Raw genomic sequence first — 24,206 nt, forward strand, 5'->3', positions numbered from 1 at the left:
ACCTTAAATGAGCTACTTACACTTTATTTGTTCGATACGATTTTCTTACTTAATTAGATCGCCAACAAATTTCGGTAATGCGAATGCTGCATTGTGTAATTCTTTTGTGTAGTATTTCGTTTCGATTTCGTGGAAACGATCTTCACTTACTTCTAATGGATCGTGTTTTTTAGATCCAATTGTGAACGTCCAAAGACCACTTGGGTAAGTTGGAATGTTCGCTGTGTATAAACGAGTAATAGGAAAGATCTCTTTTACGTCTTTAAACACAGTTGTAATTAATTCTGGTGTAAACCAAGGGTTGTCCGTTTGTGCAACGAAAATACCGTCTTCTTTTAACGCTTTAGAAATTCCAGCGTAGAAACCTTTCGTAAATAAGTTTACCGCTGGTCCTACTGGCTCAGTAGAATCTACCATAATTACGTCATATTCATTTTCGCTCTCTGCGATGTGTAGGAAGCCATCTCCTACTTTTACTTCTACACGCTCATTATCTAATGCGCCTGCAATTGATGGTAAGTATTGTTTAGAGTACTCAATTACCTTTCCATCGATTTCAACAAGAGTTGCTTTCTTTACACTTGGGTGTTTTAATACTTCACGAATAACACCGCCATCACCGCCACCAACAACTAATACGTTTTCAGGGTTTGGATGTGTAAATAAAGGTACGTGCGCTACCATTTCATGATAAACGAACTCATCTTTTTCTGTTGTCATAACCATGCCATCTAAAATAAGCATGTTTCCGAACTCTTCCGTTTCAACCATATCTAGTTTTTGGAATTCTGTTTGCTCCGTATGTAATGTGCGGTTAATACGCGCCGTAATCCCAAAATGTTTTGTTTGTTTCTCAGTGAACCATAGTTCCATCGTACAATCACGCCTTTCAATGCAAATTTATAATAGGGACATCATTAATGTCCCCTAACAAAAATAAAACAAAACATCCAAAAAGTATAGTTAAAAGTACAAAAATACCGAAAATATATTTTAGTCAGAGGGTTCCAATATATACGCATAAAGAAAACCCTTTCTTAAGAAAGGGCTTTTGTCTCTACTTCTACCGGTTTTCGAATCGGAATTAAAAGCATTACGCAGCCAACTAACACAACAATTCCACCGACTAAAAACGGACTTTGCGGTGAAACAGTATGACCGATGATCCCTGATAAGATTGGAGCAATTGCGCCACCTAACCAACGAACGAAGTTATAAACGCCTGATGTAACAGATCTTTCATAAGGTGAAATATCCATTACATAACTTGTAAATAATGCATTATTTAATCCAGATGCTAATCCTGATAGGACAATTAATACAATTTGTAACCACATAACTTTCACAAAGAATAGTGCAATTAAGAAAATCGCAAATACGAGTAAACTACCTTTCAACAATGCTTTTGGTTCATATTTACCTTCTAGCTTATGGGCTAAAATTGCAGAACCGTAAGCTAGCGCTAATCCCCATCCACAAAATACAAATCCTAATTGAATAGCAGATAAATGCATAATAAGTGGTGAATATGCTAGCACAACGAAAAATCCGTAGTAGTATAACATTCCTGAAATCGCACCTTGCATAAACGGTTTATACTTCACCAGGTTAAGTAATTCCCCTACGCCTGCTGCTTTACGCTTCACTTTTCGTTCGGGTTCTTTTACAAAAAAGAAAACTAAAATAAATGCTAAGAAAATTAAAATACTCGTCGCAAAAAATGGGTAACGCCAAGAATGTCCACCTAATATCCCGCCTAATAACGGTCCACCTGCCATCCCTAAACCGATAGCTGCTTCATACAATCCTACTGCTTCATGAACTTCTTTACTTAATGCGATCAATAATGTCATCGCCGTTGCGAAGAACATCGCATTTCCTAATCCCCATCCTGCGCGGAAAAGAGATAATTGAGCAATCGTTTGCGATATACCACATATAAACGCAAATACAGTCACGATCGCAAGACCAATCGTCATCATTCGTTTATCACCAAATCTCGATGCGAATACTCCAGCTGGTAACATCATAATCGCCATTGTTAAAATATATGCTGTAAATAACATCTCTACTTGCCAATGGGATGCGCCAATTTGCTCAGCAATGCTTGGTAAAATTGGGTCGACTACCCCTATACCCGAAAAGGCAAGAAAGGTAGCTACCACTGTAATCAATCTCCCTAGTTTTTGTTTGCTCTCCATTTTGATCATTCTCCTTTTGTGCTCTCTAAAAATGTCACGGCACGATGTAAGCTATCTTCAAGTTCTGCCTTTACACGCTGCATTTGCTCCATTTTTCCGTCTAGCGTTTGCACTTGTTGTTCAAGCATCTCTTTAATTTCTTGAATCACTTCGCGGTCAAGAGGATTCTCACTATTTCTTCTTTGCTCCATTCTTTCTTTTAACGATAAGAAATACTGCATCTCTTGAAGCGTAATTCCTAACACTTCTTTCGCTTCCACAATTTTTTTAATTCTGGCAATATCCTCGTCTGTATACAGGCGAATGTTCCCCTCACTACGTTCAGGGGGATGAATTAAACCAATTTCCTCATAATAACGAAGTGTACGTTTTGTTAAACCAACTTGCTTTGTGACTTCATCAATTTTATACATGTTTATTCCTCCCTTCACTCGATTATTACATTTTACGTTAACGTTAACTTTTGTGCAACTGTTAGACTTTTGTAAATGTTTATCCTATTCAATTGTATTTTTCAAAAAGCAGTTTCATAATGAAAGAAAAGAAACGATAAGGAGATTTCCGTATGAATAAACCACTTATTTTCGCCCACCGCGGGGTAAAAGGAACACATCCAGAAAATACGATGATTGCCTTCCAAGAAGCTGAACGCATTGGCGCCCATGGAATTGAACTTGATGTCCACCTATCAAAAGATGGTGAACTTGTCGTGATTCACGATGAAACGGTAGATCGCACAACGAATGGTATAGGCCACGTTTCTGAAAAAACAGTAGCGGAATTACAAGCTTTAGATGCTGGTAGTCATAAAGACCCTTCTTTCCATGAAGCAAAAATTCCGACGTTACGCGAAGTATTCATTTGGTTATCTACAACAAAGTTACAGCTCAACATTGAGTTAAAAACAGATGTTATCCACTATCCAAATATTGAAGAAAAAGTTGTCGCTCTCGTTCGAGAATACCACCTGTCTAATCAAATTGTATTCTCTTCATTCAACCACGCCTCTGTTTCATTATTAGCAGAAATAGCTCCTGAAATTCCAAGGGCAATTTTATATGATACACCACTTGCTGATCCTATCGCCGAAGCAAAAACTAGAGAAGCAACTGGTTTACATCCAAATTTCCAACTGCTTACAAAGGAATTTGTTCAACTAGCACAAAAACAAGGTTACGTTTTCCGCCCTTATACAATTAACGAATACAAAGATTTACAAACTATGATCGATTATGGTGTAGATGTCATTATTACCGATTGGCCAGCACGTGCCCTTGAGCTCCTTTCTTAATTGAAGGAGCTTTTTGTTTTCAAAATTTCATTGTTTAAAATAACCGAAAACCCTCAATACTAATACAATAATGTTTGTATGATGAGGGGCTGAAAAAGATGAATCAAACTATGAATCCAAAACTTAAAAAATATAAACGTCTTTTCTTCACCGTAATGTTTTCTTCTGTTCTTTTTTTCGTTTTTTCCTTTTTTGTTATTATTATAGTTGCAAAAATTATGGGACCTCCTCCTGTTGCTGTCCCGCAAACAAGTGTCTTTTACGCCAATGATGACACTGTTATAGGACAAAGTAATGAAATGCAAAAACGTTACAATGTATCTCTCAATGAAATTTCTCCTTATGTAAAAGAGGCGACACTATCTATCGAAGATCAACGATTCTACAAACATCATGGCTTTGATATGAAGCGTATTGCTGGTGCCATTGTTGCCGATTTAAAAGCGATGGCAAAAGTCCAAGGTGCTAGTACGATTACACAACAGTATGCTCGTAACCTATACTTAGATCATGATAAAACGTGGAAACGTAAACTATTAGAAGCAATGTACACAATTCGCCTTGAGGTAAATTATAATAAAAATCATATTTTAGAAGGATATTTAAATACAATTTATTACGGACATGGTGCTTACGGAATCGAAGCTGCGTCCCGTTTATATTTCGATAAAACTGCAAAAGAATTAACGTTAGCAGAAGCTAGCATGCTCGCAGGTATCCCGAAAGGACCTAGTGTCTATTCTCCCTTTTTAAAAGAAGATCGTGCGAAAGGAAGACAATCTCTCATATTAGATGAAATGGTAGAGCAAGGTTATATTACGAAGAAACAAGCAACTTCAGCGAAGAAAGAGCCATTAACTTTCGCCTCATTAGATACGAAAAAAGTGGCAGAGGTTGCGCCTTATTTCCAAGATGCTGTACAAGCTTCCCTTCTTCGTGATATCGGATTAGATGAACAAGCCTTACAAAAAGGAGGCTTGCGTATTTATACAACGCTCGACCCTAAATTACAATCTGTTGCAGAGCAAGCTGTAAAAGATCATATACCTGACACAACAAACATACAAACTGCGCTCGTATCTATGAACCCAAAAACAGGAGAAGTGGCCGCCCTTGTTGGCGGGACTGATTATAATACGAGCCAATTTAACAGGGCTACACAGGCCGCTCGCCAGCCTGGATCTACGTTTAAGCCATTTCTATATTATGCGGCATTAGAACGAGGATTTACCCCTGCTACGCGCTTAAAAAGTGAATACACTGTGTTCACTTTAGGTGACGGTGTTTCAAAGTATAAACCGAAAAACTATAAAGACTATTATGCAGACGATTTTGTAACAATGGCGCAGGCTCTTGCGGTCTCTGATAACGTATATGCCGTGAAGACAAATTTATTTTTAGGCGAGGACATCCTTACAAAAACGGCGAAACAGTTCGGAATTAAGAGCGCATTAAAAGACGTCCCTTCTCTTGCTCTCGGTACATCTCCTGTAAAACCGATTGAAATGGTTAACGCTTATAGCATGTTCGCAAATGGCGGAAAAGAAGTAAAACCGATTTTCATTCGACGCATTATGGATCATGAAGGAAATATGCTATACGATGCTCATTTAGAGAGTAAACAAATTCTAGATAAGAGCAAAGCGTTTGTGATGGAAGAAATGATGACGGGCATGTTTAATAAAAAACTAAGCAGTTATGCTGCTGTAACTGGTCAATCAATGTTATCTAAACTATCCAGAACATATGCTGGAAAATCTGGTTCCACTGAAACAGATAGTTGGATGATTGGGTTTACCCCGCAAATCGTAACTGGCGTATGGGTTGGATATGATCAACCTAAATCGATTTCAAACGTAGCAGAGCAAGGATATGCGAAAAGAATATGGACCGATACGATGGAGAAAGGCTTAGATGGACAACCTAAAAAAGAGTTTAAACAGCCAAGTGACGTCGTTGCAGTCAATATTAACCCTGAAAACGGAAAAATCGCTACAAAAAATTGTCCAATTTCAGTGAAAATGTATTTTGCAAAAGGTACAGAACCAACTGAATACTGTATGGATCACGTCGATGATAAAGAGGAATTTGAAAAGACAACTGAAGAAAAGAAAAAAACAAGTTGGTGGAAAAAATATCTTCCTTGGTAAAAAAATAGCTGACGGGCATCCGTCAGCTATTTTTTATTCACTTAATAATGCACGGCGCAATTCTTCGCTAGATTCGTTCCAAATCGCTTCATTATGTTCTTTCAAGAATGTACCAAGTACTTTTTTAGATGATTCGTCCATATGGTCAACCATAATGTGACGCTTCAATGATTTATCCATTTTATTTACGTGCTCTGGAAGTGATTTATATCCGCGACGAATTTCACGGTCAACCGTCATTTCACAAGCTGTTACACCTGCATAATACGCACCTGTCGCAGTTCTTTCAATTGTTACCCACACAAGCCAAAATGGTTTTCCGTTTGGAACTTCATCTTTATTTGTTAAAAACTTAATACCTTTTTCTACTGTACTACGCGCATGCATCGCACCAATATCAACAAATGCTGTTTTCTCTAATACATCGACAAATACAGGTGAAATATTTTCTAGACTTAATGCCCCAACGCCAAAACCACCATGTCCATCTGTTGAATCATTTTTCACGATATTAAAACCGATTTTTTTCTTTTTCTCTGTCATATGTAAGTTCCTCCTCGTTTAAAGGCCGAAAATAGGCGCAATGATATTCTGTAAAAATATTAATACATACGGAATAACAACATTAAAAATAGGCTGGATTGTGTAATTGCTAAGCGGTGTAATAACAAGAATTAATAACGCTATCGCTCCATACTTTTCATACTGTGTCATTTTCGCACGAATATTTGTTGGTGCTAGATCCTCCACTACGCGATATCCATCAAGTGGCGGTATCGGTAATAAATTAAAGACAAGTAAAACGATATTCAACATAATAAAAATCTGGAAAAATTGAGCTAACGTATCTGCTACTGCAGATGGAATTGAGTATAATACACCAAATTTTAATAAACTATACCAAATAATTAAACCGATTGCGCTTAAAATTAAGTTACTAATCGGTCCTGCAATAGAAACTAATATACCGGCAAGACGTGGTCTTTTAAAGTTGTACGGGTTAACAGGAACTGGTCTCGCCCAACCAAAACCAAGAATTAATACAGCAATCATCCCAATAGGATCTAAGTGTGCCATCGGTGATAAAGTCAAACGGCCTTGTCTCTTTGCTGTATCGTCTCCAAATTTATATGCTACATATGCATGCGCAAATTCATGCACTGATAATGCGATAATAATGGCCATTGCTACCAAAGGAATTTGGTGCAACGGGTATCTAAATAACTGATCCATGTTTCATCTCCTCTTCCATTTGTCAAAAAAAGAAATTATTTGTTTTTTCGATTGTTCTTCCACATAATCCGCTATAATAAGAGTGTAACTTACATAAAAGGAGCGATTATATATGCCATACGTAACAGTGAAAATGCTAGAAGGACGCACAGAGGAACAAAAGAAAGCTCTTGCTGAGAAAGTAACAGCAGCAGTAAGCGAAACAACTGGTGCTCCTGAAGAAAACATCGTTGTTTTCATCGAAGAAATGTCTAAAAACCATTATGCAGTTGGCGGAAAACGCTTAAGTGACAAATAATTTCAAGTTTTTTCATAAGAAGCAGCGCTTAGCTGCTTCTTATTTTTTTCCTTCTAGTAACTCGATGATTCTCTCTTTATATTTTCCTTTTCTTCCATCTTCATAGATTAAATCATGCGGGTAGAATAGCTTTTGATCCCTTCTCTTCTTACCAGTAATCGCTTCAACAATATCCGATTCACGTGAAAGCTCTCTAAGCTCTCCATTTGGCATAAGAAGTAAGATTGGCAGACGTTCTTCTTCTTCACCAGCACGGTAAAAGTCGTACGGTAAGTCTGATGTTGAATCAACTACTAAATAATATTCTGGATCGAGTCCAATCTTTTTAAATAAGCTACTTAATTCCATCCAATTATCTAAACCGTGCTTATCTGTAAACTCTACATATTTAAATAAGTTTCGATTCATAAAACGGCGACATAAATCACTTAAAATTGGATCTTCTTCGTCTTGCCATACTTGGAAGTAATAATACATAACGTTCTCGTCTAACTTTAAATAATCCTCTACTGTCACTTCTTCTTCAAATAAAGAATAGAAATGAACCGGATGATTTTTAAATGTATAATACTTCTCGTGCAATGACTTTGCACGGTGTAAAATCTTCGTTAAAATAACTTCGGCACTGCGCGTTACCGGATGGAAATATACTTGCCAATACATTTGATAACGACTCATAATATAATGCTCAACAGCATGCATACCACTATTTTTAATGACTACTTGATTCCCGTACGGACGCATGACACGCAGTATACGTTCCATATCAAAGTTTCCATACTTTACGCCAGTGAAATACGCATCTCTTAATAAATAATCCATGCGATCTGCATCAATTTGACTGGAAATCATGCTAATCGCTAACTTATTAGTAGATGTTTTTGCGATTACATCCGCTACCTTTTGGGGGAAATCTTTATCCACACGACTTAATACGCGATTAATTTCCGTATCTCCAACGATAATCTTTTGCGTAAATTTCTCATGATCTAATGAAAATACTTTTTCAAACGAATGAGAAAACGGGCCGTGACCGACATCATGAAGTAATGCCGCACATAAACATAACAATCTATCTTCAGCATTCCAGTTTGGTCTGCCATCAAACACATCATCAATCATACGACGAATAATTTCATATACACCTAACGAATGAGTAAAGCGACTATGCTCTGCACCGTGAAATGTAAAAAATGTCGTTCCAAGCTGTTTAATACGGCGCAAGCGTTGAAATTCTTTCGTTCCGATTAAATCCCAAATAACACGATCGCGCACGTGCACATATTTATGTACCGGGTCTTTAAACACTTTTGTTTCGCTGAGTTTGTCGTTTAAATATACCACCTTCCGACATCCTCCTTTCTTTACTGCATTCTTACTATATATTATAAACGAAATAGGAAACAGAAAGAAATGAAAGACTATATTAATTGCCCGTGTATAAAGAAAAAATCACTNNAGTGATTTTTTCTTTATACATTATTTACCTAAAACGAATTCAGCAACTTCATCTAAGATCATTTCTTTACCTAGAGGGAAGTAACCTTTGTTTAAGTCTTCGTTTTTAATTGTAAATACGTGGTTATTTTTAACAGCGTTCATATTTTTCCAAATTGATTCTTCTTGGAATTCTTTTAGACGCTGAGAACCGTCACCAGTTGTAAATACGAATAAGTAATCTGGGTTGTAATCAATTAAAGCTTCTTTTTGTACTTGTACTAAAGGTTTATCAGTTGGTGTACCTTTAACTGCTGGTAATTTTAAATCGTTAAAGATTACGCTACCGTAACCGTAGTCACCGTATATGCGGAAAGCATTTGGATATGCAGCCATTTTCATAAATTTAGCATCGCCAGTTTTCGCTACGATTTTATCATGTAATTTGCTTGCTTTTTCATCATACTGTTTGAACCATTCTTTTGTTTCTTTCTCTTTACCGAAGATTTGACCTACTTCTTCGAATTTCGGACGCCATTGGTCTAATGGAGTTTTTAACATAACTGTTGGTGCAATTTTAGATAATTGATCATAAATCTTTTCTTGACGATTGTTTACAAGAATTAAGTCTGGTTTTGCAGCAGCTACTGCTTCGATGTTAATTTTATCGCCCCAAGCAGAACCAACTGGTTTTACGTCTTTTAATTTCTTTTCAATATGTGCATCAATTTTTTCTTGAGATGTATTAGCAGTAATGATTGGTTTCATACCAAAGATTAATAATTCTTCTGTTGAACCACTAAGGTCAGCAATTTTCTTTGGATTTGCAGGGATTTTAATTTCCCCTTTTGCATGTTGTACAGTGCGCTCTTCAGTCTTCGCATCCTTCGCATCTGCTTTCTTCTCTTCTTTGTTAGAACAAGCTGCAAATAGTACAGAAGTAACGACTAGTACCATTGCTAATAACGCCATTTTAAAATTCTTCATGTTCCCACTCCTTCTAGCTGTATTTCTCTTATAAGTTACAGTGAACTATAAGAAACAAGATTAACAATTAATAAATATATATTAATTAATTGTTGCTTATGCCCCGTTCTAACGGGTGTTCAACTTCCTATTTACTAGTAAGAAGCTCAACGTCCATTAGAAGCCCCCCTCTTTACGAGGGGGATTCTACTTATGCTTTTTTACGCAATTGATTACTAATCATCGCTAAATCATATGTTAAACAAATTGGTTTACAGTTTACTGGACACGGAACGATTTGAGCTTCAATCTCAAATACACTGCGAAGTGTTTCACTCGTCATCACTTCGTCTGGCGTTCCTTGCTTCATTAACTTACCTGCTTTTAATGCAATCATATGATCTGAGAAACGAGAAGCATGGTTTAAGTCATGGATGACCATAACAATCGTTCTACCTTCTTCTTCGTTTAACTTTTTCAATAAGTTTAATACTTCTAATTGATGAGCCATATCTAAGTACGTTGTCGGTTCATCTAATACAAGTAATTCTGTCCCTTGTGCAAGAGCCATCGCAATCCATACGCGTTGACGTTGCCCGCCTGATAACGCCTCTGCTGGACGATTTGCGAATTCTGTCATTCCCGTCACTTCAAGTGCCCAATGAATGTAGCGATAATCCTCTTCTTTCAATGTTCCAAACCCTTTTTGATGAGGAAAGCGTCCATATGAAACGAGTTCAAACACAGTAAGGCCAGTTGGCACTTCTGCAGTCTGTGGTAAAATTGCCATTTTCTTTGCGATTTCTTTCGTTGGCTGTTTCTCAATTGCTTTTCCGTCAAGATAAACAGTACCCTTTTTCGCCTTCAAAATACGAGAAGCCGTTTTTAATAATGTGGACTTCCCACAACCATTTGGTCCAATAATTGTTGTAATTTTCCCTTCCGGAATTTCAACTGTTAATCCATCAATAATTAACCCTTCATTATAGCCAACAGATACCGCATCAACTGCTAAAGTTGCCATACAAAAAGCCTCCCTTTATTTTGTCCTCATAAGTAAGTATATGAAATATGGTGCACCAATTACAGAAATAACAAGACCGACCGGTATTTCTGAAGTTGTTAACACACTTCTTGAAATTACGTCTGCGAATAAAAGTAAAAACGTCCCTATTAGTGCAGCGGTAGGCAGCATAATTTGATGTTTACCGCCAACAAGGCGCCTTGCCAAATGCGGAGCCATTAAACCGATAAAACCAATTCCTCCGGCAACAGCAACAGATGCACCAGCTAAACAAACTGCAATAAATAATAATTTACGTCTTTCTTTTTCTACATTTACACCAAGACCAACTGCTGTGGAGTCGCCTAGGTTCATTACGTTTAATATGTGAGCCTTACTAATAGCAAGTGGCAAGAAAATAACCATCCATGGAAGTACACTTAGTACGAACTTCCAATCTGTGCCCCATAGACTTCCTGCTAACCAAATCGTAGCAAAACGGAAATCGTTAGATGTCATCTTCATAGAAAAAATTAAACTAACAGCACCAAACCCGGCTGCAACAGCGATACCGACAAGTATTAATCTCGTTGATGAAACGCCGTCTTTCCATGCTAATAAATAAATAATAACCGCTGCTAATATCGCACCAACTAACGCAAAGAAAGGAAGGATAAATACAGATAAAAATGTACCAGTTCCAACTTTCCCGAAGAAAAAGTAAACGAAGATAACGACTGTTAACCCCGCTCCAGCGTTAATACCAATAATACCTGGATCAGCAAGTGGATTACGTGATAACCCTTGCAAAATCGCACCTGACATCGCTAAAGCAGATCCAACTAATATAGCAATGACCATACGCGGCATACGGAATTCAAATAAAATAACAGACTGATCTTCAGCCCCGAGTCCAACCAATGACTTTAATACGTCCATTGGTGGTATTTTAAATGTCCCTGTATTTAAACTTACTAAAAATACAGTAACAATTAATCCTACTAAAATTGTTAAAACCGAAACGTTCTTTTTTGTTAAGACACTTGTCCTCACATTTTCCCTCTCCCTTCGTTACGTGCTAAGTAGAGGAAGAATGGAACCCCAATTAGCGCTGTAATTGCTCCAATTGGCGTTTCAAACGGCGGATTAATAACGCGAGATAACATATCTGCACATTCAATTAACAGCCCGCCTAAGACCGCAGAACATGGAATAACCCATCTATAGTCTGAGCCTACAAGGAAACGAGTCATATGTGGGATGACAAGACCAACAAATCCAACCGATCCTGCCATAGAAACTGCCGAACCTGTTAACACAAGAACAAGTACTGTTCCGATAAATTTAATTAATGTCGTATTTTGACCAAGTCCAATCGCAATTTCTTCACCGAAGCTTAAAATTGTAATATACCTCGACATCATAATTGCAATTAAGAGACAAACTAGACCAATCGGTACTAACATATTAATACTTTCCCATTTCACGCCAGCAACTCCGCCTGCATTCCACATACTCACCTCTTGGGCAAGATTGAAATATAGCGCAATTCCAGATGAAATGGCCCCTAATAAAGCACTAATCGCTGCACCCGCTAAAGCTAATTTCACAGGCGTTAATCCACCTGGTGAAGAAGATCCAATTCCATATACAATGCTCGCTCCAAACGCAGCACCAATAAACGATGCGATAACGAACATTAAATAAGGTGAATTAGGGAAGAATGCATACATAATTGCAATTCCAAATACAGCCCCATCTGTAATCCCCATTAACGATGGGGAAGCAAGTGGATTTCGCGTCATACCTTGCATAATTGCCCCTGATACTGCTAAAAAGGCACCTGCTACTACGCCCCCTATCGCTCTAGGCATACGAAGTTCTTGAATTACGTTATGATGCGTAATAGAACCATCAAACTGAAACACAGCTTGCCATACAGTCTTTAAACTAATATCTGCAGCACCAAACGAAATAGACAATGCCATGCTTAAAGCTAACAAAATTGTACCTGCTACTAAAATAATAGAAGCAATGAGCGGCCTGCTCTTAATCTCTTTAACATTCACATCTTGCTGTTCTATACTCCTTGCGCTCGCTTCCATCCCTCAACCATCCTAACCAACAACATATGTTTAATTTAATGAAATTTATTCTCAAATAGTAATAAAAAAAATAAAATGAATCGTTCTTTGCCTGATAATGATTCTCAGAATCAGACACCTTCTATTCTACCTATCGCTTCCAAAGACTGTCAACTATTATTTTGAAATACAAATTCATATAGATTGAGACCTTAATAAATAGATAACACCTATCTGTCATTATCTATTATCAGCACCAATTAAGCTTCCACAGAATAAATCCTTCCCTTTATGGGCATAAAAAAAGAAGAGTAATCTGTTCACTCTTCTTTTCCTTACTTATTTAACTTTGCTTCAATTTTTACAATTAATTCGTCTTCTGTCGGTGCCGCAACTGGACGGTTATTTACAAATGCGAATGATTTTTTACGACCAGGACCACAGTAAGACTGACATCCAACTTCAATCGTTGCACATGAATCTACTTTTTTTAGCTTTGGAATCAACGTTTTAACGTTTGTTGCCTGACAATCATCACACACACGAAATTCGTTTCCCATTATATAACACTTCCTCTATTTTAAACTTTTCTCAAGTACATTTAAAAATAAACACTAAATGGTATTTTACCGCTCTTTGAAGCTCGTTGCAAGTTTCCTTTCGACGCTCTTTCCTCATATAATGCTACATATTTATATGTTCTCCTACAGAAGCTTCCGTCATTCTTGGCAAAATTTATCCCGCTTTAATGGGCAGTAAGACCCCTACCTCAAAATTCATCGAAATCTACCATATTTTTAAAAGCTTTGTATAAAAGCTCATTTTTTTGCCCATTATAAAAATAGGAAGTTCATAAAAAGAAAGGGAGTTGAATCTATGAAAGTAAGACAAGATGCTTGGACGGATGAGGATGATTTATTACTTGCTGAAACTGTACTTCGTCACGTTCGAGAAGGAAGTACGCAATTAAATGCATTTGAAGAAGTAGGAGACAGGTTGAATCGTACATCGGCTGCCTGTGGTTTCCGTTGGAATGCTGTTGTTCGCTATAGCTATGAACAAGCTCTTCAACTAGCAAAAAAACATCGTAAAGATAAAATGCGCGCTGCAAGCGGTGAACAAGCGAAAAAACGTTTACTTTATACACCACCAGCTTCAGATTCAATAACTGATTATGAAGAATTTGTACAAGAGGAATCAATTGTACAATATAAAGAAGCTATTCCATATAAAGAAACTACCGTTCCTACTGCAAAAAGCTCTATGACAATGCAAGATGTTATTTATTTTTTACAAACAGTCGGATCTTCCAATATAAAAGTGACAGCTCTTGAAAATGAGAATACGAGATTGAAACAAGAAATTAAATCACAAATCCTTCGAAATGAAGAACTGGAAAAGAAACTAGAAAAATTAGAAAAGCAATCTCATACTGTACAAGAAGATTACGAAACACTTATGAATATTATGAACCGCGCTCGTAAGTTGGCAGTCATGGATGACGAGGAACGTTCTCAAACATCTTTCCGAATGGATCGAAACGGTAATTTAGAAAAAATTGCAGAATAAAAAGGATGCATATAATGCATCCTTTTTTAGTCTTTCACCTTTAAATTTTCCCTTTATATATGAGAAAACCCCATTCTTCATTTTTTGCTATAATAGAGATTGTCATTTTAAAGATAAGGGGTTAGTTATATGAGCAATTCCCGTTCCATTTTATCTCAGCCAGAGTGGCGTATTGTAGATCAGTCTAGTTTGGGACCAACATTCCATGCATTGCAGTCATTCGCCATGGATGACACATTATGCACAAGCATTGGAAATGGTCAATCAGCTGCAACAATGCGTTCTTGGGTTCATCACAATACAATTGTTCTTGGCATTCAAGATTCACGCCTACCGCACTTGGAAGAAGGTATTTCTTTTCTAAAAGAAAACAACTTCAATGTTATCGTTCGTAATTCTGGCGGACTTGCAGTCGTACTTGATGAAGATGTTTTAAACGTATCACTGTTATTCCAAGAAACAGAAAAGGGTATCGATATTGATCTTGGATACGATACAATGTGGCATTTAATTCAAGAAATGTTAAAGGATTACGATGTTACAATCGAGGCAAAAGAAATCGTTGGTTCTTACTGCCCTGGTAGCTACGATTTAAGTATTCGCGATCAAAAATTTGCTGGTATTTCACAGCGCCGTATTCGCGGCGGTGTCGCTGTCCAAATTTATCTATGCGCTACAGGAAGTGGTTCTGAACGTGCCGCACTCGTTCGTGATTTCTACAACCTAGCCATTCAAGGAGAGGAAACACGCTTTACGTATCCTGAAATTGTACCGAGTACGATGGCCTCACTTTCAGAATTACTTGGCGAAACCATTACAGTACAAGATTTAATGATGCGTCTTTTAAAAACATTACAGCAATTCGCTCCAAAGTTAACACCATCTCAATTAACAATAGATGAAATACCTTTATATGAGACGAATTTACAGCGTATTATTGATCGTAATAATAAAGCACTTGGCTTAGAAAAATAAAGACCGTCGCTATAATAGCGACGGTCTTTATTTCAATTCATTATAGAATTAAAGTGCTTGAGCTGCTGTAATTAAAGCTAACTTGTACACTTCTTCTTCGTTACATCCACGAGATAGGTCGTTTACAGGCATGTTTAAACCTTGTAAGATCGGTCCTACTGCTTCGAAGTTACCTAAACGTTGAGCGATTTTGTAGCCAATATTACCAGCTTCTAAGCTTGGGAATACGAATACATTAGCATCACCTTTAATTGTAGAACCTGGAGCTTTTTTCTCAGCTACAGATGGTACGAATGCAGCATCGAATTGGAATTCTCCGTCTAAAGCTAATTCAGGAGCCATTTCTTTTGCAATGCGAGTTGCTTCTACAACTTTTTCTGTTTCTGGAGATTTCGCAGAACCTTTTGTAGAGAAGCTTAACATAGCAACGCGTGGATCAATACCGAATAGTTCAGCAGTTTTCGCACTCTCGATACCAATTTCAGCTAAATCTTGGCTATTTGGTGCAATGTTAATTGCACAATCAGCGAATACATATTTCTCTTCTTCACGTACCATGATGAATACGCCAGAAGTTTTTGTAACACCTGGTTTTGTCTTGATGATTTGAAGTGCTGGACGAACTGTATCAGCTGTAGAGTGAGCTGCACCACTTACTAAACCGTGTGCTTTGCCCATGTATACAAGCATTGTACCGAAGTAATTTTCGTCTTTAAGGATTTTGCGAGCGTCTTCTTCAGTTGCTTTACCTTTACGGCGTTCAACGAAAGATGCTACCATTGCATCCATTTCTTCGTATGTAGCTGGGTCGTAAATATCAACGCCTGCTAATGTTAAATTCATGCTAGCAACTTTTGCGCTAATTTCTTCTTTATTACCAACTAAGATTGGTTTTACTAACTCTTCTTTTGCTAAACGCTCTGCAGCGCCTAAAATTCTTTCATCAGTTCCTTCAGGAAGTACGATAGAAATGCCTTTTCCTTGAACTTTTTCTTTTACTGTTGTAAATAAGTTGCTCACGAATAAACCCTCCTACATATGTTAAAAAAACTCTATCTTTAAGAATACTGCTTTTCTTCTATATTTTAAACTTATAGCTCCCAAAAAATAGATAAAATAAAAATGATTATATTTTCATAAAATTCAGCATAGAAATAAATCCTCTTTAACCCTTATCTCTTCCTATTTTCAAGTAAATTTAAATGTGACAGTTTTATGCACCAAGGCTTTATATAGATGATTTTAAAACTATATATGCTATAGTTAACGTGTAAAACTATCATTAACTGAGGTGAATAGAATGAGTGAAGCAACAACAACGTTAGATGGCTGGTATTGTTTACATGATTTACGTTCTATTGATTGGGCTGCATGGAAAACATTATCTAGCGACGAACGCGGACAAGCTGTGTCTGAATTTTTAAATGTCGTTGAAAAATGGAATGAAGTAGCTAGTGCGAAAAAAGGCAGTCATGCGATGTATACAGTTGTTGGCCAAAAAGCTGATATTATGCTTATGATTTTGCGTCCAACAATGGAAGAGTTAAATGAAATTGAGACAGAATTGAATAAAACAACATTAGCTGAATATATGGTTCCTGCATACTCTTACGTATCTGTTGTTGAACTAAGCAACTACCTTCCAGCTGATGAAGATCCATACCAAAATCCACAAATCTTAGCTCGCTTATATCCTGAGTTACCAAAAGCAAATCACATTTGCTTCTATCCAATGGACAAGCGTCGCCAAGGTGATGACAACTGGTACATGCTTCCTATGGAAGAACGTAAAAAAATGATGTACAGTCATAGTAAAATCGGTCGCCAGTACGCAGGTAAGGTGCGCCAAGTTATTTCAGGATCTGTTGGATTCGACGATTTTGAGTGGGGCGTAACATTATTCGCTGACGATGTTCTTCAATTTAAAAAACTTATATATGAAATGCGCTTCGATGAAGTAAGCGCTCGTTATGGTGAATTCGGAACATTTTTTGTTGGAAACATTTTACCAGACGAAAAAGTAGAGAAATTTTTACACATATAAAATCGTAAAAAAGGAACGGAATTCGTTCCTTTTTTTATTACCTTCTATATTTCTCTTCAAAAAACTTCTTTTCTCCACAAATTTGAACAAAAATCGACAAATACCTTTCAAATCCCTTACAAAATTGTAACCTTTCTATATCCAAATTTATGCTAAAATGGTACGAGCTATATGCTAATAACGATGCGAAGGTGATAATCTATATGAAGAAAATCTTATCTATTTTACTAATGCTTCTATTGTCAATTTCTTCCTTAGGAGTAACAACATCCCATGCCGAAGAAAAAATACACATTGAGGCAGCTGCTGCACTTCTATTTGATGCAGATACAGGAAAAATACTGCATGAACAAAATCCAGATGAATTACTAGCTATCGCTAGTATGTCAAAATTAATTGTTGTTTATGCCGTGTTAGAAGCAATTAAAGAAGGAAAAATCACTTGGGATACAAAGGTAAACATTTCTGATTACGCTTATGAAGTTTCACGTAATAATGAATTCTCTAACGTTCCCTTCGAAAAGGGACGTCAATATACTGTAAGAGAACTATATCATTCTATCGTTATCTTCTCTGCAAACGGATCTAGTATTGCCTTAGCAGAACTTCTTGCAGGCAGTGAGAAAAACTTCTTAAATCTTGCAAATGAACATGCAAAAAAACTAGGGTTAAAGAAATATAAATTTGTAAACGCTACTGGGTTAAATAACGCTGACTTAAAAGGAAAACATCCTGAAGGAACTGATCCGAATGGAGAAAATTCCATGTCAGCTCGCGATATGGGTATGCTTTCAAAAGCAATGATTACAAAGTATCCAGAAATGCTAGAGGATACAAAACAAAGATTTAGAAACTTCCCAGATAATCATCCGAAACCAATTCGTATGGAAAACTGGAACTGGATGTTGCCAGGTGCCGCTTTCTCTTATGAAGGAACAGATGGTTTAAAAACTGGTAGTTCTGATACTGCTGGATACGGATTCACTATTACAGCAAAACGTGGTGACTTACGCCTCATTTCAGTAATTATAAAAACAAAATCAATGGACGAGCGTTTCACTGAATCCCGTGAATTAATTGAATACGGATTTAATAATTTCGAAAAACAAAAACTAAAAGTGGATAAAAACAATACAATCTCTGTAGTAAAAGGGAAAGAAGACCAAGTCACTGTTACACCGGAAAAAGAAATAACAGTAATTGCGAAGAAAGGTAGTAAAAATCCTTATAAAATTGGGACTGAGGTAGATAAATCCCTCGCTGAAGATGGACATTTAGTTACCCCTGTTAAGAAAGGTGCCAAAGTAGGATCGATTACTTTAGAATCAACTGATAAATATGGTTTCTTAGATGGTAGTAAAAGTATGAAAGTTACCGCAAAAACGACAGCAGAAGTTGAAAAAGCAAACTGGTTTGTGTTATCAATGCGCTCTATTGGAGATTTCTTCTCAAACTTATGGTCTAAAGTATTTTAATGATGAAAAGCTAGCTCACGCTAGCTTTTTTTATTTTCTTCCCTCAATGTAAAACTTCGTTTGGTTGTCATATCTGAGTCCTTTTTCTCATACGTATGAACTAGTAATTGTTACACACTTCATCTAGAGATAAACCTCTTTCCACAAAGGATTCCAAAAAGAGAGGTGACACATAATGGGCGTTATCGCGTATAACGAAGAAGATGTAAAGTTATTAGCTAGACTGATGCGTGCTGAAGCTGAAGGAGAAGGTCAACAGGGAATGTTGATGGTCGGAAACGTTGGAGTAAATCGTGTCCGCGGAAATTGTTTAGATTTTAAAAGTATTCGTAATTTACGTCAAATGGTCTATCAAAACCCTGGCGGTTTTGAAGCAACACAAAAAGGTTATTTTTATCAGCGTGCGAGAGAACAAGATATCGCCTTAGCAAGGCGAACGATTCAAGGACAACGTTTCTGGCCTGCCAACTTTGCCTTATGGTTTTTTAGGCCTGAAGGTGCATGTCCACCAACTTGGTATAACCAGCAAAACTCTGGTCGCTTCAAGAAGCACTGCTTCTTCCAGCCATCTGCTGGGGATTGCCCTAGCGTATATTAAGGGATGAAAACAAGGAGGGATTTTTGAATGGCACAGCAACAAAACCCGTATTATGGAACAGGTTTTTATCAACCGTCTGGAACTTATGTACAACCGCAACAAATGACCCCACAGCAACAACAACAGCAACAAGCGATGCAACAACAAGCTGCGCAAGCTCAATTTGCTGTTTCTCAAGGCATGTTACCATTAGAACAGTCTTATATTGAAAATATTCTCCGCTTGAACAAAGGCAAGCAAGCCACAGTTGTAATGACTTATGAACGTGGTAGCTCACTTGGTACACAATCGTACACGGGTATTATCGAAGCCGCTGGTCGTGATCATATTGTAATTAGTGAGCCACAATCAGGGAAACGTTATTTACTACTAATGATTTACTTAGACTATGTGGAATTCCCAGAAGAAATTACGTATTTACCTAGTCAACAAGCTACTTATGCTCCAAGACCATAAAAAAAGCTGGCATATGCCAGCTTTTGTTTTTTATAACCCTTTTACAACTGCAGTTCCGACTAAGATCCACGCCACAATAAACGCTACGCCACCAAGAGGTGTAATTGGGCCAAAGAACTTAATACCTGTCGTACTTAATGCATACAAACTGCCTGAAAACATAATAATCCCGGCCACCATAAGCCAGCCAGCAGTAGTTAAAAGTGATGATTGAATTTTATCCATCAATAAAGCAACTACGAATAGTCCACCTGCGTGAAACATTTGATATGTAACGCCTGTTTTCCAAACTTCTAACATTTTTGCAGAAATTTTATTTTCTAAACCGTGTGCTCCAAAAGCCCCTAAAGCAACAGATAGCCCTGCTGCAATACAACCTAGTAAAAAGAAAATTTTCATCTTAATTCCCCTTTTTTACCTTTATCATAAGCAATTTTTTCATATAAGCCAAACGATTTATCTTCTAAAAATCAAATAAGGAATTACCGTTTGCATCACTTTCTTTTATATATACTGGCTCATCAGAAATCGGTGTGATTGGTTGCATTGTTATGGGTTGTGATCCGATGATTTGTGATTGAATTTGTGGCTCTCTATACGTAGAAGATTCAACCTGTTCATCTAATAGTAAATCACATAAAGCACGCACAACTAATACATGCTCTTTTGATTTTTGTCCTTCACTACTTTTTGCTTTTGCAATTTCATTCGCCATTTTATTTAAAATTTTATCACTCGATATTTGCATTCCTTTTCACCTCTTACTTTGTAGTTCTTTCTCAAATTGTCCCAGCTTCTCTACTGAACCAAATACTATTATCATATCATGTTCTTGTAGTTTTTCCTGCCCCGTTGGATTATGTATAACATTCCCATTTCTCAAAATCGCTAAAATTGTTACATCAAATTGATTTCTCACGTCACTCTCGAGTAATGATTTACTAGCTAAAATAGAGCCCTCACCGACTGCAATCTCTTCAATTACAAATGACTGCTCCACGCCATATAGTACTGTATCAATATAATGAACTGTTAGCGGATTCGCAATACCTTTTGCAATATGAATCCCTGCCATGCTAGATGGATTAATCACCTTATTTGCCCCAGCCCTCTTTAATTTGTCTTCAGTTTCTGGTTTTTCTGCTCTTGCCACAATTTTAATTGCATCGTTTAATCCTCTAGCTGTTAATGTAATAAATACATTTTCAGCATCATTTGCGACGATAGCAACTAAACCCGCTGCCTTTGAAATTCCGGCATGATGTAGCACTTGGTCTTCCGTTGCATCTCCATGTACATACAAAAGTTTTTCCTTCTCTAATATGCTTTCATCCTTATCCACGACGACAAATGGGATTTTCTTTTCTTGTAATTCATGTACAACTTGAAGCCCGACTCTACCACAACCACATACGATAATATGATTTTGTAACTGCGCTATTTGTTTATCCATCTTCTTCCTCCGCACTGCATGAAATAAATTCCCTTCAATAATCATAGCTGCCACTACACCAATTGCATATGTAACGATACCGACGCCAACAGGTATAATAAGAAGTGCAAAAACTTTTCCTGCATGTGTTACAGGAATGGCATCTCCGTATCCAACGGTTAATACAGTAATCATCGTCATCCAAAATGCTTGAAACAAACTAATCTCTTCAATCGTCATAAATCCTAACGTTCCTAGAATTACAACAAAGGTCATACATATAACTGCTATCCATAATTGCTTACGTGCATTCATATCGTGTTTCAACTCTTTTCTCTATCTACAATCTTTGCCAGTGGAAATGAAATACATATATACTAGATACGGAATCTATGAAAGAGGTTGATATAATGAAAACATTTCTTTCCGCCTTACAATGGGCGCTCTTTATTTTAGCTGGAAGCCTTATCGTACCAATTAGCGTCGCAACTAGTTATGGTCTCGATGGCGCTGAAGCTATTGCATTCGTACAAAGAACATTATTTGTTCTTGGTTTTGCTGGCCTACTGCAAGCTTTATTTGGGCATAAACTTCCTATTCAAGAAGGTCCTGCAGGGCTTTGGTGGGGAATTTTCTCCCTTTATGCAAGTTTAGGTGTCGTATTATTTGGATCCAGCAATGAAACACTTAAGGTCCTTCAGTACGCTTTCTTATTAAGCGGCATCATTTGTATTATTCTTAGCATTTTTGGACTTATTGATAAACTAGTTCGTTATTTTACACCGACAGTCATTGGAACATATTTATTTCTGCTTGTCGCACAACTGAGTGGGTCCTTCTTAAAGGGAATGTTTGGCCTTGACGGACAACATACAGAAGTACAAGCTGACGTATTTATTCTATCACTGATTGTTATTTTACTATCCTTCTTCATCATGAAGCTACCTATTATCGGACAATACTCTGTTCTTTTCAGTATCGTCTGCGGCTGGATTTTATTTGCATATTTCGGATTATCTAATCCAGTAACGCCTGTGACAGATATAATCCGTTTTCCGTCTCTATTTGTTTTCGGGATGCCTCGTATTGAGTGGAACATGGCCATTACGGTCATTTTCGTTACACTATTACTTCTAACAAATATGTTAGCAAGCATTCGTGTTGTGCAAAAGGTTGTTTCTAAATATGAAGAGAATACGGCACCAGATCGTTTCAAACAAGCCGGCATTATAACGGGAATAAATCAATTGCTAGGAGGTCTTTTTTCAGCGATTGGACCTGTCGCTATTTCTGGATCAGCAGGCTTTATTGCAACGACTAATATTTATAAACGACTCCCATTTATGTTAGGATCAAGCTTTATTATTCTCGTTAGTATATTTCCAAAGATTACTTCATTCTTTGCGGCGATACCTGTCGCAGTTGGATATGCTGCCATTTATCCTGTATTTGCAAGCATGATTGGTCTTGCCTTCCGCGAATACGAAACGGTGCAGAATAAAGAACGATTATTTAAAGTAGCGGGGCTTTCAATCTTTACAGGCGTCGGCGTTATGTTCGTTCCAGCAGGAGCATTTTCTACACTCCCACCATTTCTAGCATCATTTTTAAGTAACGGTCTCGTTCTTGGATCTGTAATGGCAATTTTGCTCGAAATACTATTTTCTCGTTCAACAGAAAAACAACGATCGTAAATTGGAAAACTTCCATTATTGCACTCTACCTATAGAGTTGTTACGATAATAATAAATTAAAAGCTAATCAGGAGTTAACGGTATAAATTATCATGGGCAACACGCTCATGGTAATTTATACTAACAATAGAGAACTTCTCCTAACTTCACATAAAGTGAAACTTTAATCAGTATGGGTTTTGTTCATCCCCACTGATTATCAGCCCTCACCAATCGGACTTTTACGGGCTGTTAATGCAGGATAAAGAGGTTCGATGTCTTACTATATATTACCCAATATCTTCATAAAACTTTATTTCTATTTCAACAAAGAGAGGAATTTTCAATATGACTTATAAAATGATTGTTTTAGATTTAGATGATACTTTATTACGTGATGACCATACTATTTCACCTCGCACGAAAGAGGCTCTAATGACCGCACAAGAGCAAGGTGTAAAAGTTGTACTTGCTTCTGGGCGTCCAACGTTTGGTATGCGCAATGTAGCGAAAGAACTTCGTTTAGAAGAATACGGCAGTTTCATTCTATCTTTTAATGGTGCAAAAATTATTAACTGTAAAACAAACGAAGAAATCTTTAGTAGTACGCTATCTCCTGAAATCGTTCACAACCTATTTGAAATTAGTAAAGCTGAAGATGTATGGATTCATACTTATATGGGCGATGATATCGTAACGGAAGAAAATAATCCTTATACTGAAATTGAGGGCGATATTACTGGTATGCCAATTGTTGTAGTAGATGACTTTAAAGCTGCTGTTAAAGAGCCTGTAGTAAAAGTATTAATGAATAAGGAAGCTGAACGTCTTGTTGAAGTTGAAAAGAAACTACAAAAACAACTAGAAGGCCAATTAAGCGTGATGCGTTCTAAACCATTCTTCTTAGAATTTACTGAAGCCGGTGTTACAAAAGGAACGAGCTTAAACAAACTGATCCAAAAGCTTGGCATTAAGCGTGAAGAAGTTATCGCAATGGGCGATAGCTATAACGACCAAGCAATGATTGAATTTGCTGGTCTTGGCGTTGCAATGGGTAATGCACCTGATGATATTAAAGAAATTGCAAACTACGTAACAGATACAAATATGAACGATGGCGTTGCAAAAGTTGTAGAGAAGTTCGTACTAAAACGAGAAGCGCTTGTTTAATATTTTCACCCATAAAACCTATTTGAAGTCAAATACTTCAAATAGGTTTTTCTTTAAATTCTCATGCTTTTGTGACTATATTTTGAACTTTGCACTATTCTCGTAGTGTAAACTTTCTTTTTGTATATAATGAAACAAAATAGACTATTTT

General features: G+C 37.1%; 26 protein-coding genes. 11 read left to right on the plus strand and 15 right to left on the minus strand.

What is annotated here, in order from left to right; all coding sequences use genetic code 11:
* Positions 1-45 precede the first annotated feature (45 nt).
* From speE to COL05_RS08010, 3 genes are all read right to left on the minus strand, one after another.
* Positions 46-873 carry a polyamine aminopropyltransferase gene (gene speE / locus COL05_RS08000; RefSeq protein WP_060632991.1) on the minus strand — a complete coding sequence of 276 codons (828 nt, stop codon included), beginning with the start codon at positions 871-873 and terminating at the stop codon, positions 46-48.
* A 164-nt stretch (positions 874-1,037) separates the two neighbouring features.
* Positions 1,038-2,201 carry an MFS transporter gene (locus COL05_RS08005; RefSeq protein WP_098668208.1) on the minus strand — a complete coding sequence of 388 codons (1,164 nt, stop codon included), beginning with the start codon at positions 2,199-2,201 and terminating at the stop codon, positions 1,038-1,040.
* 5 nt (positions 2,202-2,206) lie between these two features.
* Positions 2,207-2,614: a MerR family transcriptional regulator gene (locus tag COL05_RS08010; protein ID WP_098668209.1), complete on the minus strand. Its 408-nt coding sequence runs from the start codon at positions 2,612-2,614 to the stop codon at positions 2,207-2,209.
* A gap of 152 nt (positions 2,615-2,766) precedes the next feature.
* Here COL05_RS08010 and COL05_RS08015 point away from each other — a divergent pair, with 152 nt between their 5' ends.
* Positions 2,767-3,492 carry a glycerophosphodiester phosphodiesterase gene (locus COL05_RS08015; RefSeq protein ID WP_098668210.1) on the plus strand — a complete coding sequence of 242 codons (726 nt, stop codon included), beginning with the start codon at positions 2,767-2,769 and terminating at the stop codon, positions 3,490-3,492.
* 98 nt (positions 3,493-3,590) lie between these two features.
* Positions 3,591-5,642, plus strand: coding sequence for a transglycosylase domain-containing protein (locus tag COL05_RS08020; RefSeq protein WP_098668211.1), 2,052 nt, complete (start codon positions 3,591-3,593; stop codon positions 5,640-5,642).
* Positions 5,643-5,675: 33 nt separating this feature from the next.
* Here COL05_RS08020 and COL05_RS08025 read toward each other — a convergent pair whose 3' ends face one another.
* Together COL05_RS08025 and COL05_RS08030 are read right to left on the minus strand one after the other, a co-directional pair.
* Positions 5,676-6,185, minus strand: coding sequence for a YwhD family protein (locus COL05_RS08025; RefSeq protein ID WP_000136678.1), 510 nt, complete (start codon positions 6,183-6,185; stop codon positions 5,676-5,678).
* 18 nt (positions 6,186-6,203) lie between these two features.
* Positions 6,204-6,875 (minus strand): site-2 protease family protein, encoded by a 672-nt coding sequence (locus COL05_RS08030; protein ID WP_078420143.1) that lies wholly within the window; start codon positions 6,873-6,875, stop codon positions 6,204-6,206.
* Between the two features lie 112 nt (positions 6,876-6,987).
* On the opposite strand from COL05_RS08030, the gene COL05_RS08035 reads away from it, so the two are divergent.
* Positions 6,988-7,173 carry a 2-hydroxymuconate tautomerase gene (locus COL05_RS08035; RefSeq protein ID WP_001147171.1) on the plus strand — a complete coding sequence of 62 codons (186 nt, stop codon included), beginning with the start codon at positions 6,988-6,990 and terminating at the stop codon, positions 7,171-7,173.
* Between the two features lie 39 nt (positions 7,174-7,212).
* Here the strand turns inward: COL05_RS08035 and COL05_RS08040 are convergent, their stop codons facing one another.
* The 6 genes from COL05_RS08040 to COL05_RS08065 form a co-directional block, all read right to left on the minus strand.
* Positions 7,213-8,517, minus strand: coding sequence for an HD domain-containing protein (locus tag COL05_RS08040; protein ID WP_000262739.1), 1,305 nt, complete (start codon positions 8,515-8,517; stop codon positions 7,213-7,215).
* A 135-nt stretch (positions 8,518-8,652) separates the two neighbouring features.
* A complete protein-coding gene (locus COL05_RS08045; protein WP_098668212.1) occupies positions 8,653-9,597 on the minus strand; it encodes an ABC transporter substrate-binding protein in 945 nt (314 codons plus the stop codon).
* Positions 9,598-9,787: 190 nt separating this feature from the next.
* The gene (locus tag COL05_RS08050) at positions 9,788-10,600 is read right to left on the minus strand and encodes an ABC transporter ATP-binding protein (RefSeq protein WP_000212064.1); all 813 of its coding nucleotides are present in this window, start codon (positions 10,598-10,600) and stop codon (positions 9,788-9,790) included.
* Positions 10,601-10,615: 15 nt separating this feature from the next.
* On the minus strand, positions 10,616-11,632 hold the full coding sequence (locus COL05_RS08055) for a FecCD family ABC transporter permease (protein WP_001260777.1): 1,017 nt from the start codon (positions 11,630-11,632) through the stop codon (positions 10,616-10,618).
* Positions 11,629-12,684 (minus strand): FecCD family ABC transporter permease, encoded by a 1,056-nt coding sequence (locus tag COL05_RS08060; RefSeq protein ID WP_073517725.1) that lies wholly within the window; start codon positions 12,682-12,684, stop codon positions 11,629-11,631. Before COL05_RS08060 ends, COL05_RS08055 begins: the two co-directional genes overlap by 4 nt.
* Before the next feature lie 314 nt (positions 12,685-12,998).
* Entirely contained in the window at positions 12,999-13,223 is a 225-nt protein-coding gene (locus tag COL05_RS08065) for a YuzB family protein (RefSeq protein WP_000526077.1), read from the minus strand.
* A 316-nt stretch (positions 13,224-13,539) separates the two neighbouring features.
* Here COL05_RS08065 and COL05_RS08070 point away from each other — a divergent pair, with 316 nt between their 5' ends.
* Positions 13,540-14,232: an RsfA family transcriptional regulator gene (locus COL05_RS08070; protein ID WP_098668213.1), complete on the plus strand. Its 693-nt coding sequence runs from the start codon at positions 13,540-13,542 to the stop codon at positions 14,230-14,232.
* A 129-nt stretch (positions 14,233-14,361) separates the two neighbouring features.
* Positions 14,362-15,207 (plus strand): octanoyl-[GcvH]:protein N-octanoyltransferase, encoded by an 846-nt coding sequence (lipL, locus tag COL05_RS08075; protein WP_098668214.1) that lies wholly within the window; start codon positions 14,362-14,364, stop codon positions 15,205-15,207.
* A 48-nt stretch (positions 15,208-15,255) separates the two neighbouring features.
* On the opposite strand, the gene pta is transcribed toward lipL, so the two are convergent.
* Complete coding sequence (gene pta / locus COL05_RS08080) at positions 15,256-16,227, minus strand: phosphate acetyltransferase (RefSeq protein ID WP_098668215.1); 972 nt, start codon at positions 16,225-16,227, stop codon at positions 15,256-15,258.
* Positions 16,228-16,507: 280 nt separating this feature from the next.
* On the opposite strand from pta, the gene hemQ reads away from it, so the two are divergent.
* The 4 genes from hemQ (at position 16,508) to gerQ (ending at position 19,780) form a co-directional block, all read left to right on the plus strand.
* Positions 16,508-17,251: a hydrogen peroxide-dependent heme synthase gene (gene hemQ / locus COL05_RS08090; RefSeq protein ID WP_001287590.1), complete on the plus strand. Its 744-nt coding sequence runs from the start codon at positions 16,508-16,510 to the stop codon at positions 17,249-17,251.
* 203 nt (positions 17,252-17,454) lie between these two features.
* Entirely contained in the window at positions 17,455-18,726 is a 1,272-nt protein-coding gene (locus tag COL05_RS08095) for a serine hydrolase (RefSeq protein ID WP_098668216.1), read from the plus strand.
* Positions 18,727-18,901: 175 nt separating this feature from the next.
* Positions 18,902-19,324 carry a cell wall hydrolase CwlJ gene (cwlJ, locus tag COL05_RS08100; protein WP_000538167.1) on the plus strand — a complete coding sequence of 141 codons (423 nt, stop codon included), beginning with the start codon at positions 18,902-18,904 and terminating at the stop codon, positions 19,322-19,324.
* A gap of 27 nt (positions 19,325-19,351) precedes the next feature.
* Positions 19,352-19,780, plus strand: coding sequence for a spore coat protein GerQ (gene gerQ, locus COL05_RS08105; RefSeq protein WP_098668217.1), 429 nt, complete (start codon positions 19,352-19,354; stop codon positions 19,778-19,780).
* A gap of 30 nt (positions 19,781-19,810) precedes the next feature.
* On the opposite strand, the gene COL05_RS08110 is transcribed toward gerQ, so the two are convergent.
* The 3 genes from COL05_RS08110 to COL05_RS08120 all read right to left on the minus strand — a co-directional run bounded on the left by COL05_RS08110 (position 19,811) and on the right by COL05_RS08120 (position 21,527).
* The gene (locus COL05_RS08110) at positions 19,811-20,179 is read right to left on the minus strand and encodes a DUF423 domain-containing protein (protein ID WP_000688311.1); all 369 of its coding nucleotides are present in this window, start codon (positions 20,177-20,179) and stop codon (positions 19,811-19,813) included.
* Between the two features lie 64 nt (positions 20,180-20,243).
* Positions 20,244-20,528, minus strand: coding sequence for a YwdI family protein (locus tag COL05_RS08115; RefSeq protein WP_098668218.1), 285 nt, complete (start codon positions 20,526-20,528; stop codon positions 20,244-20,246).
* A 6-nt stretch (positions 20,529-20,534) separates the two neighbouring features.
* The gene (locus COL05_RS08120; RefSeq protein ID WP_142337399.1) at positions 20,535-21,527 is read right to left on the minus strand and encodes a potassium channel family protein; all 993 of its coding nucleotides are present in this window, start codon (positions 21,525-21,527) and stop codon (positions 20,535-20,537) included.
* A gap of 95 nt (positions 21,528-21,622) precedes the next feature.
* Here COL05_RS08120 and COL05_RS08125 point away from each other — a divergent pair, with 95 nt between their 5' ends.
* Entirely contained in the window at positions 21,623-22,906 is a 1,284-nt protein-coding gene (locus COL05_RS08125) for a purine/pyrimidine permease (RefSeq protein ID WP_142337397.1), read from the plus strand.
* Positions 22,907-23,233: 327 nt separating this feature from the next.
* Complete coding sequence (locus tag COL05_RS08130; protein WP_098668221.1) at positions 23,234-24,055, plus strand: Cof-type HAD-IIB family hydrolase; 822 nt, start codon at positions 23,234-23,236, stop codon at positions 24,053-24,055.
* Positions 24,056-24,206 lie beyond the last annotated feature (151 nt).

The organism is Bacillus sp. AFS059628, assembly GCF_002571225.1.
GTDB lineage: Bacteria > Bacillota > Bacilli > Bacillales > Bacillaceae_G > Bacillus_A.

Bases quoted from the DNA above. Each gene is read 5' to 3' on its own strand.
- COL05_RS08060 (WP_073517725.1), bottom strand. From the start codon at position 12,684: ATGGAAGCGAGCGCAAGGAGTATAGAACAGCAAGATGTGAATGTTAAA.
- COL05_RS08005 (WP_098668208.1), bottom strand. From the start codon at position 2,201: ATGGAGAGCAAACAAAAACTAGGGAGATTGATTACAGTGGTAGCTACC.
- COL05_RS08130 (WP_098668221.1), top strand. From the start codon at position 23,234: ATGACTTATAAAATGATTGTTTTAGATTTAGATGATACTTTATTACGT.
- COL05_RS08095 (WP_098668216.1), top strand. From the start codon at position 17,455: ATGAAGAAAATCTTATCTATTTTACTAATGCTTCTATTGTCAATTTCT.
- COL05_RS08020 (WP_098668211.1), top strand. From the start codon at position 3,591: ATGAATCAAACTATGAATCCAAAACTTAAAAAATATAAACGTCTTTTC.
- COL05_RS08015 (WP_098668210.1), top strand. From the start codon at position 2,767: ATGAATAAACCACTTATTTTCGCCCACCGCGGGGTAAAAGGAACACAT.
- COL05_RS08125 (WP_142337397.1), top strand. From the start codon at position 21,623: ATGAAAACATTTCTTTCCGCCTTACAATGGGCGCTCTTTATTTTAGCT.
- COL05_RS08045 (WP_098668212.1), bottom strand. From the start codon at position 9,597: ATGAAGAATTTTAAAATGGCGTTATTAGCAATGGTACTAGTCGTTACT.
- COL05_RS08110 (WP_000688311.1), bottom strand. From the start codon at position 20,179: ATGAAAATTTTCTTTTTACTAGGTTGTATTGCAGCAGGGCTATCTGTT.
- COL05_RS08010 (WP_098668209.1), bottom strand. From the start codon at position 2,614: ATGTATAAAATTGATGAAGTCACAAAGCAAGTTGGTTTAACAAAACGT.
- COL05_RS08070 (WP_098668213.1), top strand. From the start codon at position 13,540: ATGAAAGTAAGACAAGATGCTTGGACGGATGAGGATGATTTATTACTT.
- COL05_RS08035 (WP_001147171.1), top strand. From the start codon at position 6,988: ATGCCATACGTAACAGTGAAAATGCTAGAAGGACGCACAGAGGAACAA.
- COL05_RS08120 (WP_142337399.1), bottom strand. From the start codon at position 21,527: ATGAATGCACGTAAGCAATTATGGATAGCAGTTATATGTATGACCTTT.
- cwlJ (WP_000538167.1), top strand. From the start codon at position 18,902: ATGGGCGTTATCGCGTATAACGAAGAAGATGTAAAGTTATTAGCTAGA.
- hemQ (WP_001287590.1), top strand. From the start codon at position 16,508: ATGAGTGAAGCAACAACAACGTTAGATGGCTGGTATTGTTTACATGAT.
- COL05_RS08065 (WP_000526077.1), bottom strand. From the start codon at position 13,223: ATGGGAAACGAATTTCGTGTGTGTGATGATTGTCAGGCAACAAACGTT.
- COL05_RS08115 (WP_098668218.1), bottom strand. From the start codon at position 20,528: ATGCAAATATCGAGTGATAAAATTTTAAATAAAATGGCGAATGAAATT.
- gerQ (WP_098668217.1), top strand. From the start codon at position 19,352: ATGGCACAGCAACAAAACCCGTATTATGGAACAGGTTTTTATCAACCG.
- lipL (WP_098668214.1), top strand. From the start codon at position 14,362: ATGAGCAATTCCCGTTCCATTTTATCTCAGCCAGAGTGGCGTATTGTA.
- COL05_RS08025 (WP_000136678.1), bottom strand. From the start codon at position 6,185: ATGACAGAGAAAAAGAAAAAAATCGGTTTTAATATCGTGAAAAATGAT.
- speE (WP_060632991.1), bottom strand. From the start codon at position 873: ATGGAACTATGGTTCACTGAGAAACAAACAAAACATTTTGGGATTACG.
- COL05_RS08030 (WP_078420143.1), bottom strand. From the start codon at position 6,875: ATGGATCAGTTATTTAGATACCCGTTGCACCAAATTCCTTTGGTAGCA.
- COL05_RS08050 (WP_000212064.1), bottom strand. From the start codon at position 10,600: ATGGCAACTTTAGCAGTTGATGCGGTATCTGTTGGCTATAATGAAGGG.